The sequence below is a fragment of the Actinoallomurus oryzae genome (assembly GCF_039541955.1).
In the GTDB taxonomy this organism is placed as follows: domain Bacteria; phylum Actinomycetota; class Actinomycetes; order Streptosporangiales; family Streptosporangiaceae; genus Actinoallomurus; species Actinoallomurus oryzae.
This window is the reverse complement of sequence record NZ_BAABHF010000019.1, coordinates 535,938-554,530: the sequence shown is the minus strand read 5'-3', so window position 1 is coordinate 554,530 and position 18,593 is coordinate 535,938. Positions and strand designations below refer to the sequence as shown.

18 protein-coding genes are annotated in these 18,593 nt (G+C 71.8%); 11 read left to right on the top strand and 7 right to left on the bottom strand.

Going from position 1 to position 18,593, the window contains the following annotated elements:
- Nucleotides 1-54: 54 nt before the first annotated feature.
- From ABEA10_RS16730 to ABEA10_RS16720, 3 genes are all read right to left on the bottom strand, one after another.
- Nucleotides 55-1,575, bottom strand: a complete 1,521-nt coding sequence (locus ABEA10_RS16730; protein ID WP_345464527.1) for a hypothetical protein — start codon at nucleotides 1,573-1,575, stop codon at nucleotides 55-57.
- 592 nt (nucleotides 1,576-2,167) lie between these two features.
- On the bottom strand, nucleotides 2,168-3,289 hold the full coding sequence (locus ABEA10_RS16725; protein WP_345464524.1) for a 5-methyltetrahydropteroyltriglutamate--homocysteine S-methyltransferase: 1,122 nt from the start codon (nucleotides 3,287-3,289) through the stop codon (nucleotides 2,168-2,170).
- 60 nt (nucleotides 3,290-3,349) lie between these two features.
- Nucleotides 3,350-4,069, bottom strand: a complete 720-nt coding sequence (locus ABEA10_RS16720; RefSeq protein ID WP_345464521.1) for a Clp protease N-terminal domain-containing protein — start codon at nucleotides 4,067-4,069, stop codon at nucleotides 3,350-3,352.
- 129 nt (nucleotides 4,070-4,198) lie between these two features.
- Here ABEA10_RS16720 and ABEA10_RS16715 point away from each other — a divergent pair, with 129 nt between their 5' ends.
- From ABEA10_RS16715 to ABEA10_RS16695, 5 genes are all read left to right on the top strand, one after another.
- Nucleotides 4,199-5,962: a serine/threonine-protein kinase gene (locus ABEA10_RS16715; protein WP_345464518.1), complete on the top strand. Its 1,764-nt coding sequence runs from the start codon at nucleotides 4,199-4,201 to the stop codon at nucleotides 5,960-5,962.
- An 81-nt stretch (nucleotides 5,963-6,043) separates the two neighbouring features.
- The gene (locus ABEA10_RS16710) at nucleotides 6,044-6,904 is read left to right on the top strand and encodes an AAA family ATPase (protein WP_345464514.1); all 861 of its coding nucleotides are present in this window, start codon (nucleotides 6,044-6,046) and stop codon (nucleotides 6,902-6,904) included.
- Nucleotides 6,888-8,234, top strand: coding sequence for a vWA domain-containing protein (locus tag ABEA10_RS16705; protein ID WP_345464511.1), 1,347 nt, complete (start codon nucleotides 6,888-6,890; stop codon nucleotides 8,232-8,234). The genes ABEA10_RS16710 and ABEA10_RS16705 overlap by 17 nt, the downstream gene beginning before the upstream one ends.
- A 33-nt stretch (nucleotides 8,235-8,267) precedes the next feature.
- Nucleotides 8,268-9,365: a baeRF2 domain-containing protein gene (locus ABEA10_RS16700; protein WP_345464508.1), complete on the top strand. Its 1,098-nt coding sequence runs from the start codon at nucleotides 8,268-8,270 to the stop codon at nucleotides 9,363-9,365.
- Complete coding sequence (locus ABEA10_RS16695) at nucleotides 9,362-9,538, top strand: DUF3099 domain-containing protein (protein ID WP_345464505.1); 177 nt, start codon at nucleotides 9,362-9,364, stop codon at nucleotides 9,536-9,538. The genes ABEA10_RS16700 and ABEA10_RS16695 overlap by 4 nt, the downstream gene beginning before the upstream one ends.
- A 47-nt stretch (nucleotides 9,539-9,585) precedes the next feature.
- Here the strand turns inward: ABEA10_RS16695 and ABEA10_RS16690 are convergent, their stop codons facing one another.
- Complete coding sequence (locus tag ABEA10_RS16690; protein ID WP_345464502.1) at nucleotides 9,586-10,674, bottom strand: baeRF2 domain-containing protein; 1,089 nt, start codon at nucleotides 10,672-10,674, stop codon at nucleotides 9,586-9,588.
- A gap of 98 nt (nucleotides 10,675-10,772) precedes the next feature.
- Between ABEA10_RS16690 and ABEA10_RS16685 the strand changes: the two genes are divergently transcribed.
- From ABEA10_RS16685 to ABEA10_RS16665, 5 genes are all read left to right on the top strand, one after another.
- Nucleotides 10,773-11,435 (top strand): HAD family hydrolase, encoded by a 663-nt coding sequence (locus tag ABEA10_RS16685; RefSeq protein WP_345464499.1) that lies wholly within the window; start codon nucleotides 10,773-10,775, stop codon nucleotides 11,433-11,435.
- A 115-nt stretch (nucleotides 11,436-11,550) separates the two neighbouring features.
- Complete coding sequence (locus ABEA10_RS16680; RefSeq protein WP_345464496.1) at nucleotides 11,551-12,111, top strand: ester cyclase; 561 nt, start codon at nucleotides 11,551-11,553, stop codon at nucleotides 12,109-12,111.
- 122 nt (nucleotides 12,112-12,233) lie between these two features.
- Nucleotides 12,234-13,040, top strand: a complete 807-nt coding sequence (locus ABEA10_RS16675; protein ID WP_345464493.1) for an MBL fold metallo-hydrolase — start codon at nucleotides 12,234-12,236, stop codon at nucleotides 13,038-13,040.
- A 145-nt stretch (nucleotides 13,041-13,185) separates the two neighbouring features.
- The gene (locus tag ABEA10_RS16670) at nucleotides 13,186-14,469 is read left to right on the top strand and encodes an alkaline phosphatase family protein (RefSeq protein WP_345464490.1); all 1,284 of its coding nucleotides are present in this window, start codon (nucleotides 13,186-13,188) and stop codon (nucleotides 14,467-14,469) included.
- Nucleotides 14,470-14,541: 72 nt separating this feature from the next.
- A complete protein-coding gene (locus tag ABEA10_RS16665) occupies nucleotides 14,542-15,348 on the top strand; it encodes a DeoR/GlpR family DNA-binding transcription regulator (RefSeq protein ID WP_345464487.1) in 807 nt (268 codons plus the stop codon).
- Between the two features lie 13 nt (nucleotides 15,349-15,361).
- Here ABEA10_RS16665 and ABEA10_RS16660 read toward each other — a convergent pair whose 3' ends face one another.
- Nucleotides 15,362-15,925, bottom strand: coding sequence for a TetR/AcrR family transcriptional regulator (locus tag ABEA10_RS16660; protein ID WP_345464484.1), 564 nt, complete (start codon nucleotides 15,923-15,925; stop codon nucleotides 15,362-15,364).
- An 83-nt stretch (nucleotides 15,926-16,008) separates the two neighbouring features.
- Here ABEA10_RS16660 and ABEA10_RS16655 point away from each other — a divergent pair, with 83 nt between their 5' ends.
- Complete coding sequence (locus ABEA10_RS16655) at nucleotides 16,009-16,893, top strand: NAD(P)H-binding protein (RefSeq protein WP_345464481.1); 885 nt, start codon at nucleotides 16,009-16,011, stop codon at nucleotides 16,891-16,893.
- A gap of 51 nt (nucleotides 16,894-16,944) precedes the next feature.
- On the opposite strand, the gene ABEA10_RS16650 is transcribed toward ABEA10_RS16655, so the two are convergent.
- Entirely contained in the window at nucleotides 16,945-17,835 is an 891-nt protein-coding gene (locus ABEA10_RS16650; RefSeq protein WP_345464478.1) for a hypothetical protein, read from the bottom strand.
- A 64-nt stretch (nucleotides 17,836-17,899) separates the two neighbouring features.
- Nucleotides 17,900-18,583: a helix-turn-helix domain-containing protein gene (locus tag ABEA10_RS16645; protein WP_345464475.1), complete on the bottom strand. Its 684-nt coding sequence runs from the start codon at nucleotides 18,581-18,583 to the stop codon at nucleotides 17,900-17,902.
- Between the last annotated feature and the right edge of the window lie 10 nt (nucleotides 18,584-18,593).

Genomic DNA, 18,593 nt, shown 5'->3' with positions numbered 1-18,593 from the left:
ACCGGGGGGTGTTCATCGGGCGGCCCCGTCCTTCTCCCGGGGCCGCCCGACGCCTCAGCGTGCGTTGTCCGCGACGGCGTGGATGAGGTTGCTCGCCTGGGCGACGATGGCCAGTCGCCAGGCGTCGAAGGTGCCGTCGCTCACCTTGAACGACGTCTCGAAGTGCTGCATGTCCGGCGTGTGGATGTGGCCGGCCGGGGTGTGCAGGCCCATGCGGTCGCGTAGGAGCGTGTTGCGGTAGGCGCTCTCGTTGGACAGGTAGTTGCCGCCTCCGCCGCTGTACGAGCAGGAGCCCGGGTCCGGGGGCGTCGGCGCGGTCGGGGGCGGGAACTCCGTCGGCGGCGGGCTGTTACGCGTCACCCGCTGGGTCGAGGTGCAGTCCGGGAACTCGGTGTAGTTCGTGTGCCAGACGACGCCGAACGCCACGGACGGGTCCGGCCACTCGTCGCCGGGCGGGCGGGGGACCGAGGCGCCCGTGTTCGCGTGGATCATCTGGGCGATCGGCAGTGTGGTCGTGGTCCACTGCGGCGGGTCGGTGAGACTGAAGGTCTTCGGGCCGCCCCAGCGGTCCACGACCGTCGAGTCGCAGCCGTGGTCGTCGACCGCGAGCTGCGGCACGCCGCCCAGCGTCGGGCACGGCTGGCTGTGGTCGTTGCCCGGCGAGACGCCGTGGTAGCGGCCGTTCCACTGTTCGAGGTCGAACACCGAGTCGCCGGCCTGGCTGACCGTGATCGAGGCGTCGACCCGCTGGGGACCGGGGCGCATGAACGGCCCGACGGTGTCCTCCAGATAGCCCTGCCCGAACTCGGTGTAGTTGACCGGCAGGTTGTACGCCTGGACGTAGGCGGTCCGGCCGTCCTTGGTCTTGTACGTGGTGCCGTCGAGGGCGAGGGCGGTGGCTCCGGACGGGTTGCCGTGCCGGATGTTGTTGCCCACCGTTCCCGGAGCGCTGCCGGTCGTGCCGCCGTCGAGCGTGTACGGGTCGAAGCCGCTCATGATGACGCGCCGGACGCCCTTGCCGGCGGGGAACCGGATGTCGAACATGCCGCGGGACGCCCGGTCGTACGCCGTGATCAGCGCGGACCGCTGCGTGGTGGACAGGGGGAAGCCGGGGGTCCAGCGGCGCAGGGTGGCGGTCGACTGGAGGCGCGTCCAGTAGAGCGGGCGGTCGTCGCTGTACGGGAGGGTGCCCGTGACGCGGCCCTTTCGCTGGGCGCGGGCCACGGCCGCTCGCCAGAGCGCCTCGCCCTCGCTCTTCACCAGTGCGGTCGCGGCCGTGAGGCTCGGTGTACGGCAGAGCAGCCGCGTGAACTTCGGACCATACGCCTGGAAGCCGCCGCCCTGGATCATCTGCTCGGCGAACGAGGTGGGCTGCGGAGCCGACGGGTCGTCGTTGTCGGGGAGTACCCAGGACAGCCGGCTCTCCTCGACCGACAGCGGCGCGGTGGAGCCGATGCATCGCCCGGCGGTGGTCCGCGCCGAAGCCGGACCGGCCGTCCCGAGGGAGACGCCCGTCGCCGCGAGCACGGCGAGGACGCCGACGGCGGCTCTGCACCGGATGCTGGGAAGTTTCATCCTGTTCCTCTTCAACGGGTGTCCCGGGCGGGGTCGGCCGGGGAGCGGGGGAGGGATGGATCGCCGAGTGCAAACGGTTTCACTGTAAAAATCGTTGAACAATCCGTCAAGGCAACGATCTGACAATCTGTCATGTGATTCCGGTGATGACCGCGGTGGCGGGCGTCGTCGTGCTGACCGGCCGTCTCGGCGGTTCCCGGAACTCCGTAAGGCTCGCCGCGGCGGCCGAGATCACGCGTGAACCGCGAGTGGCGCGGACTGCTCGATCGGCCTGCGCGTTCCGCTCGAATTCAAGGGGCACGCCCGCATCTCCATCGGCCGCAGGGCCGCACCCGGTGAACCGTAGGCCGGCACATCGCCGAAGGACGCCACGCCCGGTCTGGGAGGCATGACGGTGGCCCAGGCCCAGGCCGCGCTCGCCCGGAAGGGCCTGCGGGTGGGGAGGTACAAGGACGGTGCTGCTGCCGATCGACGCCCAAGGGCCGATGCCGCCCGGCGTGGCGGCCCAGGCGAACGGCGAGCGGGACCATTGACGCCGGTGTGCACCTTACTGCGTAAAGGCGTCGGCCCTGGGCGTCGGACCGGCCGGGCCTCAGCCCCAGACCTCGGCGGCCGTCTCGACGATGAGGCGGAGCTTGGCGACCTCCTGCTCGTACGTCAGCACGTTGCCTTCCACCGTGGAGGAGAAGCCGCACTGCGGGGACAGGCACAGCTGGTCCACGTCGATGTACTTCGACGCCTCCTCGATGCGCCGCTTCAGCGTGTCCTTCGACTCCAGCTCGCCGTGCTTCGTCGTCACCAGGCCCAGCACGACCCTCTTGTCGCGGGGGACGTACCGCAGGGGCTCGAATCCGCCCGACCGCGCGTCGTCGTACTCCAGGAAGAAGCCGTCCACGTTCAGCTCCCCGAACAGCGCCTCGGCGACGAAGTCGTAGCCGCCCGAGGCCACCCAGGAGGAGCGGAAGTTGCCCCGGCACATGTGCGTGGTGACCGTCATGCCCTCGGGGCGGTCGGCCAGGGCCGCGTTGATCTGCTTGATGTACCGCAGGTGCATGTGCTCGGCGTCGTCGCCCCGGGCCGCGATCTCGGCGCGCTGGGCCGGGTCGTTCAGGTACGCGAGGCTGGTGTCGTCGAACTGCAGGTACGTGCAGCCGAGCTCGCCGATGCGGCGGACCTGCTCGGCGTACGCCGCGCTCAGGTCGGACCAGAACTCCTCCACGTCCGGGTACACGGCCGGGTCGATCGACGCGGGGCCGCCGCGGTAGTGGACCATGCTGGGGGAGGGGATGGTCAGCTTCGGCGTGTTCCTCGTGACGCATCCCTGGAGCATGCGGAAGTCGTCGGCGAAGATCGTGTGGTCGAGCCGGACCCGCTCGTGCACGCTGAGCGCGGCCGAGGTGAAGTTCAGCTCGCCGGCCTCGTTGCGGAAGTGGATCCGCATCTGCTCGCCGGTGGCCGGGTCGATCCCGCCGAGCTGGTAGATGAAGTCCATGTGCCACGTCGTACGGCGGAACTCGCCGTCGGTGGCCGTCTGCAGTCCGACCTCCTCCTGCATCGCCACGACCGAGCGGATGGCCTCGTCCTCCGCGGCCCGGAGCTCCTCCGCGGTGATCCGCCCGGCGGCGGCATCGTCGCGGGCGCGCAGGAGCTCCGGTGGCCGCAGCAGGCTCCCGACATGGTCGGCGCGGAACGGGGGCTTCGCGTGAGCCGGCATCGTCGCCTCCAGATGGTTGACGGTTTGATCAGTCTGCTCCGCCCGCGCCGAACCGTCGAGTCACCGCGTCGCACTCTCCAGGCGTTCGATCCGGCGGATCAGTGGCTCGATCTCCTTGCGTACGGCCGCCGTCAGCGCCGCCTGCGGATCGACGGCCGGTTTCTGCGAGCGCAGGTGGGCGTAGCCGGCGACCGCCGCGGTGACCGTGCGGCGCACCGCGCGCGCGTCGGCGCCCAGCGAGCGCAGGACCTTGCCGGCCGTGCCGTCGGGCTCCAGCGCCAGAGCCACCAGCAGGTGCTCGCAGCCGATGTAGTTGTGCTGCATCCCGATCGCCTCGGTGGCGGTGAGTTCCAGCGCGTTCGCGGCGGGCGCGCTGAAGCGCCGCCCCGCCTCCTCGACGGTCGCCGCCGGCGCGACGCGCGCCAGCTCACGGGTCAGCTGGTCCGGCTGGATCTCCAGCACTCGCAGCACCTGCAGGCCCAGGTTGCCGCCCTCGCCCAGCAGGCCGCCGAGAAGGTGCTCGGTCCCGACCTCGGGCGCGCCCTGCTCGCGGGCCTGCCGTACCGCGAGCCGGAGCGTGGTACGCGCCCGTTCGGTGAAGTTCGGCAGGCGTGAGGCCAGGTCCTCGGGGCCCGTGTCACTGAGGACCGCCGCGCGGATGGAGTTGACCCGGCGGACCGCCTGGTCCAGGGCGCGCTGGCAGATCGCGGACACGGGCACGCCCGAGTCCTTGACGGCTTCGGCCAGGTCGTCGGGCAGGTAGACGTTGATCTTCGGCATCACGACATCCCTTCGGATCCGTAGGTGCCGTGACCATAACCCTAATGGGGTTACTTGTATATAACCCCATCAACGACTTTCGGTGACACGCACGACGGTGGCGCCGATGTTCTGGTGGAATGTCGAATCGTGCGCAGAAGGTCGAATATCGAACCAGGGCTGGAGCTCGGCGGCCGCTACCGGGTGGAAGAGCGGATCGGCGCGGGCGGCATGGGGGACGTCTGGCGCGGCGTCGACCTGCGGCTGCGGCGGTCGGTAGCGATCAAGGTCCTGCCGGCCGAACTGGCCACGGACGAGTCGGCGGTCGAGCGCTTCCGCCGCGAGGCGGAGACCACCGCGGCGCTCCAGCACCCCGGTATCACGGTGACGTTCGACATCGACGAGCACCGCGACGGGCAGGACCGGCTGATCTTCCTGGTGATGGAGCTTCTCACCGGCCGTGATCTCGGTACCGTCCTCGCACGGGAACCCCGTGGGGTGCCGATCGAGCTGGCGGTCTCGCTGACGGCGCAGGCGGCGGACGCGCTGGCGGCGGCGCACTCGCGTGGCATCGTCCACCGCGACATCAAGCCCGCCAACCTGTTCCTGCTCGACGACGGGCGGGTGAAGCTCTGCGACTTCGGCATCGCCCGGCTCGGCGACGCGACGCAGCTCACCGCGTCCGGCAGTTACATCGGCACGCCGTTGTACATGGCGCCCGAGCAGTTCCGCGGGGAACGGCTCGACGCGCGATCCGACCTGTACTCACTCGGCTGCGTGCTGTACGAGCTGCTCGTCGGCTCGCCGCCCTTCGACTCGGGGGAGAACCCCGCCGCGATCATGTACCGGCATCTCAACGAGACGCCCGCTCCTCCCCGGTCACGGCGGCCCGACGTCCCGGACCATCTCGACCGGCTGACCTTGGACCTGCTCGCCAAGGACCCCGCCGCGCGGCCACAGAGCGCCCCGGCGGTCGTCGCGGCCCTGCGCGGCCCGGCGGCCGACCCGCGGTCACCGGCCGCGCCGGCGACGACCGCCGACTGGGCACCGAACCAGCGCTTCCCGAGTGACGCGACGACCCGCCAGGACGCGCCGCCGGCGACCGTTGGAAACTCCCGGCCGAAGCGGGGCCGTCGCGTGGGCCTCGTCGTCGGGGTCGGTGCCGCGGTGGTGGCGCTCGCCGCGGGCACGGCCGTCGCCCTGACGTGGGACGGCAAGCCGCCGCCCAAGCCCGGCCCCACCCCGACCAGGAGCGCTGTGAGCCGGACGCCGCGGGCGGAGACGGGGCCGCTGATCGCCGGCTGGAAGACGACGATCGCCCCGCAGTACGGGATCGCCTACGACGTGCCGCCGACCTGGACGGTGAAGACTCCCGGCTACGTGGTCTATTTCCCGGACGCGCACAGCAACATCCTCGCCGCGGAGAAGGGCGTCGCCGAGGTCGACAAGGGCAAGTGCACGTCGGCGGTGGCCGGCGTGCGGGGCGGCGTGCTGTCCACGCAGAAGCCGTCAACGACCCAGCTGGGCACTCTGCAGTACGCGGCCGCCGACGAGGCCCGCAAGTGGGCGAACGCCGCCTACGGTGGATCCGGCGCGCATCCCCGGCCGCCGACGGTCAGCACCGGCCAGGGCGGAAGCATCACGCTCAACGGCGTCGACGCCGCGTACACCACCGTCTCGGCGACGACCGCCCCCGGCGGCGACGCCTGCACCCCGCCGCACGCGATGGTGGAGACGATCGCCATGGCGTCGGTGCCCGGATCGTCGACCGGGCCGGTCTTCTTCACCGTCTTCGCCGACCGGAACGTCTCCGGGCAGGTCGCCGACGAAGAGATCAAGAAGGTCATCGGCACCATCCGCCCGTACACCTGTCCGTCCGGCCAGAAGCCGCAGGACGACAACCGCTGTCATTGACGACGCGGAGGCGGCACGCCTCGGCCCGGTGGGTGTGGGGTAGTTTCGAACGCGGTTCGGAACAGTGCCACGGGAGGGCCGATGACCTTCACATCCCCCGGTGACGTACGTGAGCGGCTCGCGTCCGTGGGATATCTGCCCGACGACGCCATCGCGACGACCGTCTACCTGGCCGCCGCGCTGGGCAAGCCGCTGCTGGTCGAGGGCCCGGCCGGGGTGGGCAAGACGGAGCTGGCCAAGGCGGTCGCCGAGACCACGCGGTCCGGGCTCGTCCGGCTCCAGTGCTACGAGGGCCTCGACGAGCCGCGCGCCCTGTACGAGTGGAACTACAAGAAGCAGCTCCTGCGCATCCAGGCCGCCGGTGACCAGGACTGGAGCGCCACGCACGACGACATCTTCACCGAGGAGTTCCTGCTCGAACGGCCGCTGCTGACCGCCATCCGGCGCGCCGACCCGACCGTGCTGCTGATCGACGAGACCGACAAGGCCGACGTCGAGGTCGAGGGACTGCTCCTGGAGGTGCTGTCGGACTTCCAGGTGACCGTCCCCGAGCTGGGCACGATCACGGCCGTACGCCGTCCGTTCGTCGTGCTGACCTCCAACGCCACCCGTGAGCTGTCCGAGGCGCTCAAACGGCGCTGCCTGTACCTCCACCTCGACTACCCGAGCCCCGAACGCGAGCGCGACATCGTCAAGGCCCGCGTCCCCGGCATCGAGGACGCCCTCGCCGAACGCCTCGCGCAGGTCGTCGCCACGCTGCGCGCGCTGGAGCTGAAGAAGGCGCCCTCGATCGCCGAGACCATCGACTGGGCCCGTACGCTCCTCGCGCTGGGCCTCGACCACCTCGACACGGACGCGATCAACGCCACCCTGGGAGTCGTCCTCAAGCACAACTCCGACCAGGAGCGCGCCCGCAAGGAACTCGATGGCTCTTCTCGATAGGCACATCGGGTTCGTCGCCGCGCTGCGCGAGGCGGGACTGCCGGTGTCGCTCGCCGAGGGCCTCGACGCCGCCCACGCGCTGGAGGCCGTCGACCTCGGTGACCGCGCCTCGCTGCGCGCGGCGTACGCGGCCACACTCGTCAAGCGGCCCGCGCACCGTGAGGCGTTCGACCTGCTCTTCGACCTGTGGTTCCCGCCGGTCATGGGCAGCCCCGAGGAGGCGCGCGACCGGCCCGCGTACGGCGACCCGGAGCTGCGGCGGCTCCGCGACGAGCTGAGCGGCATCCTGCTGAGCGGCGACGAGGAGGCACTGCGCGCCTTCGCCCGCGGGGTCGTGGGCGCGTACGGGCGGGGCGGCGGCGGGTCCGGCCAGTGGTTCTCCTACCAGGTGCTGCGGATCGTGTCGGCGGACACGCTCATGGCCGGACTGCTGAACGCCGTGCTCACCGAGCGCGGCGGACTGGAGGAGAAGACCGCGCGGCGGACGTTCACCCGGCGGATCGCCCGGTTCGAGGAACTCGTCGGGCAGGACGTACGCCGCCGGATCGCCGAGGAGGGCGGCCTGGAGCGGGTCGCGCGCGCCAACGTGCGGCCGCCCCTCGAACAGGTCGACTTCCTGCGGGCCACCCGCGCCGACCTGGCCGCCCTGCGCCGGGAGATCTACCCGCTCGCGCGCCGTCTCGCCACGCGCCTCACCGTGCGCAACCGTCACGGTCGGCGCGGGCGCCTCGACTTCCGCCGTACCGTACGGACCTCGCTGTCCACCGGCGGCGTGCCGCTGACCACGCACCACCGCCCGCGCCGCCCGCACAAGCCGGAGCTGGTCGTGCTCTGCGACGCGAGCGACTCCGTCTCCTCCTTCGCCCACTTCACGCTGTTGCTGACGTACGCGCTGCGCGAGCAGTTCGCCAAGGTGCGGGCGTTCGCCTTCATCGACGGGCTGGACGAGGTCACCCGGTTCTTCGCCCCCGGCGCCGACGTGGTCGAGGCGATCACCCGGATGACGAACGAGGCCGACATCGTCTGGGTGAGCGGGCACAGCGACTACGGGCGCGCGTTCGCGGTCTTCGAGGAGCGGTACGGCGACGCGATCACGCCCAAGACGTCCCTGCTGATCCTCGGCGACGCCCGGACGAACTATCAGGATCCGGGCCTGGACACGGTCCGTCGGCTCGCCGGGCGGGCGCGGCACGCGTACTGGCTCAACCCCGAACCGGCCCGGGACTGGGATTCCGGTGACTCGGCTGCCTCGATGTACGGCGAGGTGCTGCCGATGCACGAGTGCCGGAACCTCACCCAGCTCGCGGAGTTCGTCGAGACTCTGGCCTGATCCCGCCGCCGATGACGGGGTATGGCATGCGATATGGACCTTTCGTTCCTCAGGGCGCTGTATGACCGCCCGGGGCCGTTCGCATCGGTCTATCTCGACATGCGGCGTACGGAGGATCCGCGGGCCGTCGAGGTGCGCCGGCACGTCCAGTGCAAGGAGCTGGCCGGCCAGGGGGCCCCGCCGGAGACGATCGCGGCGGTCGAACGCGTCGTTCGCGATGAGAAGGAACGGCGGGAATCCGGTTGCCTGGCGGTGTTCGCGTGCGGCGGCGAGGTCGCGTACGCGGCGCTGCTGGACGGCCCGCCGTGCGAGGAAGTGGCACGGTACGCGCCGCTGCCGCACGTCGTCCCCCTGCTCGAACAGCGGGGGGAGCCGGTCTCCCGTCTCGTCGCCGTGGTCAACCGGCTGGGCGCCCACCTCACCTGCGTCGCGGCGGACGGCACGCGATGGGGCGCCGTCGTGCCGCCGTCGGTGGAGGCCCCGGTGCACAAGCCCAAGGGCGGTGACATGTTCCGCCAGCCGCACGTTCAGCAGGCCGCCGAGGAGGCCTGGCGCGCCAACGCCAAGAAGACCGCGCGCGTGATCGACCAGACCGTCGGCTCCTGCGGGTTCGAGCTCGTGGTGATCGCGGGCGACGTACGGGAGCGCGCCGCCGTACTGGAACACCTGTCCGAGCCCGTGCTCGCCCGTACCGTCGAGTCGCGCGCCGCCGGACCGAACCTGGACGCCGACGTCGCCGAGACCGTACGGCGGACCCGGGCCGCCCGGATGACCTCCGCCGTGGAGCGCTTCAACGAGCAGCTGAGGAAGGGACGGCGTGCCGTGGACGGCCTGCGGCCCGTCGTCGGCGCGCTCCGCAACGCCCAGGTTGCGAGCCTGCTCCTCGACGGCCGCGCCGACGCCCGCGCGCCGGTGTGGACGGGCCCGCAGTGCACCGACCTCGCGACGTCCCCGGACGAGCTGCGCGACCGTGGTGTCTCCGATCCCGTGCCGGACCGCGCGGACGCCGCCCTGGTCCGGGCCCTGGCCGGCACGGACGGCGAACTGCTGCTGATCACGTTGGAGGACTGGCGCGCCCACCAGGGGCTGGGCGCCCTCCTGCGGTACGGGGACCGCGCCGCCGTCCCGTGAGGCGCCGCAGGCGGATCTACCTGACGCTGATGGGGATCTGCGCGCTGCTCTACCTGATCTCCTGGACGGTGGTCGCACCGTACTCGCGGGTGTGGGCGGTGGCGCTGACGGGCGTGGCGTCGATCATCCCTCTCGTCGCGGTCATCATCGCCAACCGCGACGGCTCGACCTGACCGCCGCCCGGCCGGCGCCGTGGACGCCGGCCGGGGGCGGGAGTGGCTCAGGCGGCGAAGCGCAGGACGGCGCCGATGCCGTGTTCCAGTGGCGGCCCCTCCTCGGACAGGACGACGATCTCCGCTCCGGTCTGCGCCAGCGCGCGGGCGAGGACGGCGTCGGCGCGGTCCTGTTCCGGCTCGGTGATGTTCACCGCACGCAGGTCGGCGGCGGAGGTGGCCACGTCGGTCGGGGCCGGGCCGAACCACAGGCGGTCGGTGGACTCCGGATGATCCTCGATGACCAGCGTGTCGACCTGGGCGCGGCGCAGGGCCTCGGTGACGGCCTTCAGCCCGGTGACGGCGCGCCCGCCCTCGCCCTGCTCCCGCTGGAAGCGTTCGACCCGGCCGGTCAGGTCCTCGGTCTCGGCCAGTTCGACGGCGCGCTCCACCTCTTCGGCCAGCGGGGCACCTTCCGCGTGGCGGGACTCGACCGTGCGGGCGAGCGCGGGTTTGGAGAGTTCGTCCAGCACCGCGCTGCGCGCCTGCGGGTCGCCGGCCAGGATGATCACGGCCGCCTTCTCGCCGGTGGCCTGCTCGTCGACCTTGCGGGCGACGGCCTTGGCGTTGGCGCGCCAGGTGTCCTCGGCCGCGCGCTGCATCCGTGACTGGTTGAGGTCGCCGCCGTGCGGCTTGCGGATCGGGAACTCGGACTCGGGCCGCACCTCGGTGGTCCGGCGCGCCCGGTCGCGGCCCACCCGGGTGATCTCGGCGCCCTGCCGGTCGGCGACGACGACCAGGTACGGAAGCGGCTCAGGGCCGCCCGCGAGCAGCGGCATGACGTGGGGGAGCGGACCGTGGTGCGCCTGCTCGGCGACGGGCGGCTCGTCCCGTACATCGGACAGGACCACGCCCGCGTCCGTGGCGAACGCCACGAGCCCGCCCGAGGTCCGGCGCTCGTCGTGTTCGCGCACCAGGTCGTCGAGGGCGGCCAGAGCCTCCCGCGGGGCGCCGTCGGCGGCCGCCTTCTCCCGCAGTGCGCGCCAGCGCAGCTCGATGAGCTTGGAGGAGTCCTCGGCCGTCCGCGTCATGTCGAGGTAGATCGACACGTACGGACCAGGCCGTTCGTACAGCGGTCGGAGAAAGGAAAGGTCCATGTGGCTCGCCGTTACCCGCTCTGGGCTGGCCAAACATGCGCGCCGCGAGCGAGGCGCCGAGGGCGGTTACCGAGGCGTCGCCCGGGTAGGCGACTGGCATGGCGGACGCGGTGATCTTCGATGTGGACGGGACGCTGGTCGACACCAACTACCTGCACGCGGTGTGCTGGTGGGAGGCGTTCCGGCAGCACGGGCACGGCGTGGACATGGGCGATGTCCACGGTGCGATCGGCATGGGGTCGGACAAGCTCCTCGACCACCTGCTGCCCGCCGACCGCGACCGCGACGCCGACGATGACATCAGAGCCGCCCACCGGTCGCTGTACGCCACGTACTGGACCCGCCTGCGCGCCTTCGACGGCGCCGCCGACCTGCTGCGCGCCTGCGCCGAGCGCGGGATGACGGTCGTTCTGGCCAGCTCCGCGGCCGCCGGTGAACTGGCCGCGCTGCGCGCCGCGCTCGACGCCGACGACGCGATCAGCGCCGCCACGTCGTCCAGCGAGGCGGAGGAGAGCAAGCCGGCGCCCGACATCGTGTCCATCGCCCTCGAACGCGCGGACGTGGACCCCGCCCGCGCGGTCTTCGTCGGCGACACGATCTGGGACGTCCAGGCCTGCCGCAAGGCCGGCGTCGCCTGCGTCGCCGTCCGCACCGGTGGCATCTGCGCCGACGACCTCCGCGCGGCGGGTGCGGTGGAGATCTACGAGGACACCGCCGACCTCCTGCGAAACCTTGACCAGAGCCCCCTCGTCGCCTCCTGACCGGGCGGGTGGCTCCGGCAGGGTGAGGGCGCCGAGGAGAAACTCGGATCCACAGCGTGGATATAGATAGCGTTTACCGCACTAAAACCGCGCTGTGGATAAAAGGAGTCTCGTGGTGTCCCGCTTTACCCTGCCGCCCGAAGAAGTTCTACGCGCCCGCGAGAAACTCGTCCTGGACCACTTCCGCGACGAGGTCCTCCAGGACTGGGATGCCGTTCTGTCGACATTCCCGCACCCCCATTACGAGCTCATCGCCCAGATGACCGTGCACGACGGCGCCGACGAGGTCGGCGGGTACTACCACGACACCCGCACGGCCTTCCCCGACCAGGACCACGAGATCATTGCCCTCCGCCACGCGCACGACGCCGTGATCGTCGAGTTCTGGCTGACGGGCACCCACAAGGGCCCGCTCGGCAAGATTCCACCCACCGGCTCAAAGCACCGTACCCGGATGACCGCGTACTTCATTTTCGACGCGGACGAGAACCTGGTCACCGAGCGCGTCTACTTCGACCAGCTCACCATCCTCAAGCAGCTCCTCGGCGGGCTCGACAAGAAGAACCCCGCCGACCTGCTCAAGCTCGGTCGCGCCGTCGCCGGAGTGCTCGCGATGGCCGGTGGAGAGCCGGACCCGCGCCTGACCCGCACCGTCGCCGCCGACCTCGACGACTGACGCAGGGGGAGGAGAGACGACCGATGACGATGCGAGCTCGCCGCCGACCGGGACGGCGGCAACCCGGTCCAGGAGATCCGCGCCGACCCCGCCGCGCCGGCGGCCGTGCCTGAGGAACCCGGATGAAGATCCACCACCTCAACTGCGGCACCATGCGCCCCTGGGGCACTCCGGGAGGGCTGGTCTGCCACGTCCTGCTCGCCGAGACCCCTACCTGCCTCGTCCTGGTCGACACCGGCCTCGGCCTGAAGTATGCCGACGACCCGGCATCCCGGTTCGGTCCAGCACGGTTCTACGTGCGGCCCGTCTTCGACAAGGCGGAGGCGGCCATCACCCACGTGACGCGCCTCGGCCTCGACCCCCAGGACGTTCGCCACATCGTGCTGACCCACTTCGACGCCGACCACACCGGAGGGCTGGCAGACTTCCCCTGGGCCCAGGTGCACCTCACCGCCGCCGAGAACTTCGCCGCCCTCCACCCCAAGGGAGCCGTCGAACGCGGGCGGTACCTGCCCTCCCACCGGCGACATCGCCCGATCCTGGTCGAGCACACCCCCGCCGAGGGCCAGGCGTGGCGCGGCTTCGCCGGGGCCGAGGAACTCGCCGGCATCGCGCCCGGCATCGTGCTCATCAACCTTCCCGGCCACACACGAGGCCACGCCGCAGTCGCCATCGACGCCACCGACCACTGGGTCCTCCACGCCGGCGACTCGTTCTACCACCATGCCCAGATCGACGGGACCGGCAAGGCGCCCACCGCTCTCACCGCGATGGAACGCCTCATGGCGCACGACTGGAAAAAGGTTCAGGCCAACCACCGCCGGCTCACCGAGCTATCACGAACGGCCGATCCGCGGTTGCTCCTGGTGAACGCACACGACCCCAGCCTGCTGCACCGAGCCCGGGAACTGACCGATCCCACCGGATAGCGGCCCGACGGCCGCCTGGTGTGCGGGAGCGGCGCGGCCCGGATCGGCCTTGTCCGGAAGTGGACCGCTTGACCTAACCGGTCGGTAACTCCTCCCGTCGTACTCTGCTCGGGCGCGACGAGCCCCGGGACGTGAGGAGACGACCGTGAACGATGTGAGCCGGCGCGGATTCATCGCGGGAACCGCGGGAGCGGTCGCGGCGGGCGTGGCCGCTCCCCGGCGGGCCCGGGCCGCCGAGGCGACCGCGGCGGCGCTTCCGGACCCCGGCGAGTCCGGCATCGACCACATCGTCGTCGTCATGATGGAGAACCGCTCCTTCGACCACTACCTCGGCTGGCTCCCGGGCGCGGACGGCCGGCAGGCCGGGCTGACCTACACGGACGCGAACGGCGTCGCGCACGACACCCACCACCTGACCACTCCGGCCGGGTGCGGCTTCAACGACCCGGACCACTCCTACGGGGGCGGCCGGACGGAGTTCAACGACGGCGCGTGCGACGGCTGGCTGCGGGCCGGGTCCAACGACGAGCTGTCCATCGGCTACTTCGAGGCCGCCGACCTGGCCTTCTACGGGCGCGCGGCGCGCGAGTGGACCGTCTGCGACCGTTATTTCGCCGCCATGATGGCTCCGACGTTCCCGAACCGGTTCTTCCTGCACTCCGCCCAGACCGACCGGACGACGACCTCGGTCGAGAAGATCGCGACCATGCCGGCGATCTGGGACCGGCTCGCCGACAAGGGCGTCACCGGCCGCTACTTCTACAGCGACGTGCCGATCACCGCGCTGTGGGGCACCAAGTACCTGGGCATCAGCCGCCAGATCACCGAGTTCTACCTGGCCGCGGCGACCGGCACGCTGCCGCCGGTGTCGTACGTGGACCCGGGCTTCCTCGGCGAGGCGGTCCCCGGCATGTCCGAGGACGAGCACCCGCTCGCCGACATCCGCCTCGGCCAGCACTTCCTCGGCAAGGTCCACGACGCGATCGTGACCAGCCCGAACTGGGAGCGCACCGTCCTGGTGATCACCTATGACGAGTGGGGCGGCTTCTTCGACCACGTCCCGCCGCCGGTCGGCCCCGACCCGAACCCCGACCTGGGCGCCGGGCTGCGCGGGTTCCGCGTGCCGTGCGTGGTCATCTCCCCGCGGGCGCGGCGCGGTCACGTGGCGCACGGCCTGTACGACCACACCTCGGTGCTGAAGATGATCGAGTGGAGGTTCGGCCTGGAGCCGCTGACCGTACGCGACGCCGCCGCGAACAACCTCGCCGAGGTCCTGGACTTCACCGATGCGCCGAACCTCACGGCGTCGCGTTACCGGATCCCGCTTCCGATCACGCTCGGTTGCCTGGTGCCCGACCACGCCCACTCGGGCGAGGACTGGCCGGAGCTCGCCGCGCTCGCGCGCAGCCGCGGCTTCGCGACATCGTAGGCCGTAGGGAAACTCTCCCCGTCCCGAACTACGATCGGAACCGTTCACATTCGGTCAGGGCATGGGAGAAGCGTGAGCGACCTCCAGGGAGCGGCGGACGGGCGCAAGCCGGTCTTCGGCGCCGAGCGGCGCGTGCGGATCCTCGAACTGCTCCGCGCGAACGGCACCCTGTCCCTGCGGCAGCTCGCCGAGGCCGTGCAGTCCTCGGAGGTCACCGTCCGCCGCGACGTACGGGCGCTGGAGGCCGACGGCCTGATCGACCGCCACCACGGCGGCGCGTCCCTGCCCGGGGAACTGTCGCGCGAGCCGACCCACCTGCAGAAGGCCCAGGTGGCCAAGGCGGAGAAGGCGGCCATCGCCGACCTGGCCGTGGCGCTCGTCGAGGACGGCGACGCCGTGGTGATCGGACCCGGCACCACCACGCACGCGCTCGCCCAGCGGCTGACCGGCCACACCGACCTGACGGTGGTGACCAACTCCCTCCTCGTGGCGCAGGCCCTGTCGGCGTCGCCGCGCATCGAGGTGGTGATGACCGGCGGCATGCTGCGCGGCCCCGTCCAGGCCCTCGTCGGCAGCGCCGCCGAACGCTCGCTCGCGGGCCTGCGCACGCGCCGCGCGTTCATCTCCGGCAACGGCCTCACCGCCGAACGCGGCCTGTCCACGCCGAACATGCAGGTCGCCAGCACCGACAAGGCCCTCGCCGCGTCCGCCGAAGAGGTCGTCGTGCTCGCCGACCACACCAAGATCGGCGTGAACACCATGGTCCAGACGGTCCCCGCCGACGAGATCGCCCACCTGGTCACCGGCGACGCCGCTCCCCAGGAGGAGCTGTACGAACTGAGCGCCCGCGGCGTCCGTCTCCACGTGGCCCGTCTCTAGGACCCGGCCCGGGTTAGCGTCCGGGGCCGCGGATGCCCTCGAGCACGAGCGTGACGTGTCTGCGCCAGCCGTCGGCGCCGGTCATGTTCGCCATGGCGCCACGGGTGATGAGGATGAAGTCATCGGCGCGGAAGTCCGCACGGAGGCGGCCGGCGTCGACGGCACGCCGCACGATGCGTTCGGTGATCGCCGCGAAATCCGTCTTCTCGGCGGCGATGTCACTCCAGCTCGGCTCTTCCGGGCCGAGGAGCGCGAAGCGGAACGCGGCGTCGGCCTGTGCGGACTCCAGGTAGCCGTAGAGCAGCGTCTCGAACGCCATCCAGGGATCCTCGGCCTCGTCGGCGGTGCGGGCGAGGGCGGTCATCGCCTCGAACCGGCGGCCGATGATCGCCGCGAGTAGCGCCTGCTTGTCGGCGAAGTGCCGGTAGAGAGTGCCGACGCCCAGGCCGGCGCGCTCGGCGATCTCGTCCATCTGCACGGCGTCGCCTCGCTGGGCGAACAGCTCGCCGGCGGCGTCGAGGACGGCCTCGCGGTTGCGCCGTGCGTCGGCGCGCAGCGAGCGTTCGGGAGCGGTCATGGTCACCTCACTCTAGTTGACGCCCCACGGAGGCCGCTCCTATATTCGGAACCGGAGTTCATGTTCATGTTAGAGGAGATTCGATGATCGTCGTCACCACACCGACAGGACAGATCGGCGGCCCGCTGGTCCGCCGGCTACTCGACCGGGACAAGGAGGTCCGGGTCATCGCCCGTGACGCCTCGCGTCTGGATGACACGGTCCGCGAGCGAGTCGAGACCGTCGAGGGCTCCCACGACGATCCCGCCGTGCTCGACAAGGCGCTGCCGGGCGCCGAAGCGCTGTTCTGGCTCGTCCCGCCGAACCCGCGGGCGCCGAGCGCCGAGGAGCACTATCTCGGTTTCGCCCGGGCGGGCGCCGCCGCCATCGCCCGCCACGGCGTCGGCCACGTCGTGGGAGTGTCCAGCGCCGGGCACGGCTGGCCGACCCCGGCGGGCGTCCTGTCGGCGGCCTTCGCGATGGACGCCGAACTCGGCACGTCCGGTGCGGCCTACCGGGCGTTGTCCATGCCCTTCTACATGGAGAACCTCCTCCGGCAACTCGACGCGATCCGCGGGCAGGGTGCGTTCTCCCTGACCTGTGCGGGTGACGTGCCGCTGGCGCTGATCGCGACGCGGGACATCGCCGGCACCGCCGCCGACCTGCTCACCGATCGGTCCTGGACCGGGCAGGAGAACCTCCCCGTGTTCGGCCCCGACCGGCTGACCCCTGACGGTATGGCCGAGGTGATCAGCCAGGAACTCGGGCGTCCGGTCACCTACCGGCGCATGAGCGTCGACGACTACGCGTCGCTGCTCCGCTCCCGGGGCGCCGGCGACCGGACGGTCAAGGACGTGACCGAGGCCTTCGCCGCGCAGGACCACGGCATCTACGACGCGGACTGGGCGATCGCCGAGCCCACCCCCACGGACTTCCGCACCTGGTGCAGAGAGGTGCTCAAGCCGGCCGTCGACACCCCGGCCTCCTGACACGTCCGGGCTCGCGGCCGGCGCGCGGGATCGGGCCCGCGGTGGCCCGGGTCAGCGGCCGTTCATTCTGAGGACCGCGACGGCGCGGACGGTGGCGTGGCCACGCCACTCCAGCTCCGCCGCCGGGGAGTAGGCGGTGAAGTCGACGGCCCATCCGCCGTCGGGCCGCTGTCCGCGCTCCAGCCGGTCGAGGTCGTCGGCGACGGCGCGGTCATCGAGCAGGGCGCGTACGGGACGGCCCGGTTCGGGGGCGAAGTCGAGCAGGTGAAGCGTCTCTCCCTCGGCTCCTCCGGCGACCGGGACCGCGCCGTCCGGCGGGACGTACGGGGCGAGGTGTTCGAGAAGCTCATGGGCCTCGGGCTGGGAGTCGGCGGCGTCGAGGAACTGGAGCGCGAACGACAGGACGTAGGCGAAGGGAGCCTCGTCGATGGCGCGGATCGCCTCGAAGCAGTATCGCGTGGCCGTGGCCAGCCACGGATGGTCCCTGAGGTTCTCATCCGATCGGGCGGCCCGGTGCGCCTGGGCCGCGACCGCGGCGGTGATCTGCAGGGAGGACTCCCGCGGGTTCGCCTGCGCCCAGAACGGCGCACAGGCGGCGGGGTCGCCGAGGGGCAGCGCGAAGGGCAGCCCGCCGTCGGGCAGGGTGACGGACCGGAGCCAGTCGAGAAGAGCGACCGCGTGCGGCGAGGTCGCGGGAGCCGCGTCGGCGATGGCCTCGAGCGCGTGGAGGGCGCCGCCCGGCTGGCTTTCGCGCGCGCGAAGATCGGGCTCGAGCCCCCACCCGTAGCCGCCGTCGGGATTCCGGTAACCGCCGATCGCGGCGAGGACGGCCGCGCGGGTGTCCGCGGTGTCGTTCCCGCGGGCCAGTTCGAATCGGCGCCTGTCGAGGACGCGCCCGTACGCTGCCATGAACGATGCCGCCCGGCCGAGATCGATGCTCATGACCGAGACGATGCCATGGCGCCGCCGCCCGGCGATTGGACGAATCGGCCACCGCCGACGCGTCTCACCTCAGCAGGGCACCCGGGGTGGCTCCGGCGAGGCGACGGGCCTCCCGGCTGAGGTGCGCCTGGTCGAAGTAGCCCGCGGTCGCGGCGGCCTCGCTCAACGCGGTGCCCGTACGGGCCAGCTGAAGGGCGTACTGGAATCGGTGGATGCCCATCAGCGTCTTCAGGCCGTAGCCGAACAACCGGTCGCCGGTCCGTCGCAGCGTACGGTCCGACAGGCCGTGGTCGGCGGCGATCTCCCGGACGGACCGGCGGCCTCGTGCGGCGCGGTCGAGCGAGGCGGCCAGGCGGAGGACGGACGGGTCCGGGGCCGCCCGCCGCCAGAGCGCCAGGAGGACGCGTTCGAGCATCACGGGGACGTCGTCCTCGGCCGAGGCGAGTGCCTCGCCGGGCACCGGAGCGAGGTCGGCCAGGTCGACGCGGTGGTCGGTCAGCTCACAGGCGGGGACACCAAGCAGCGCGTGCGCGACGCCGGGCGGGAGGCGCAGGCCCCACGTCGCGGCGCCGGGACGGGTCGCGACGGCCACGGTGGCCGTGTCCGGGCCGGCGACCACGAGACGATCTTCGTACCACATCAGGTCCATGACGCCGTCGGGGACGACGCGCTGTTCGTCGCCGGCGGCGACGTTCCGCCACATCGTCGCCCCGGCGAGACGCCCAGGCCACTCCGCGTACCCCGACACCCCACGTCAC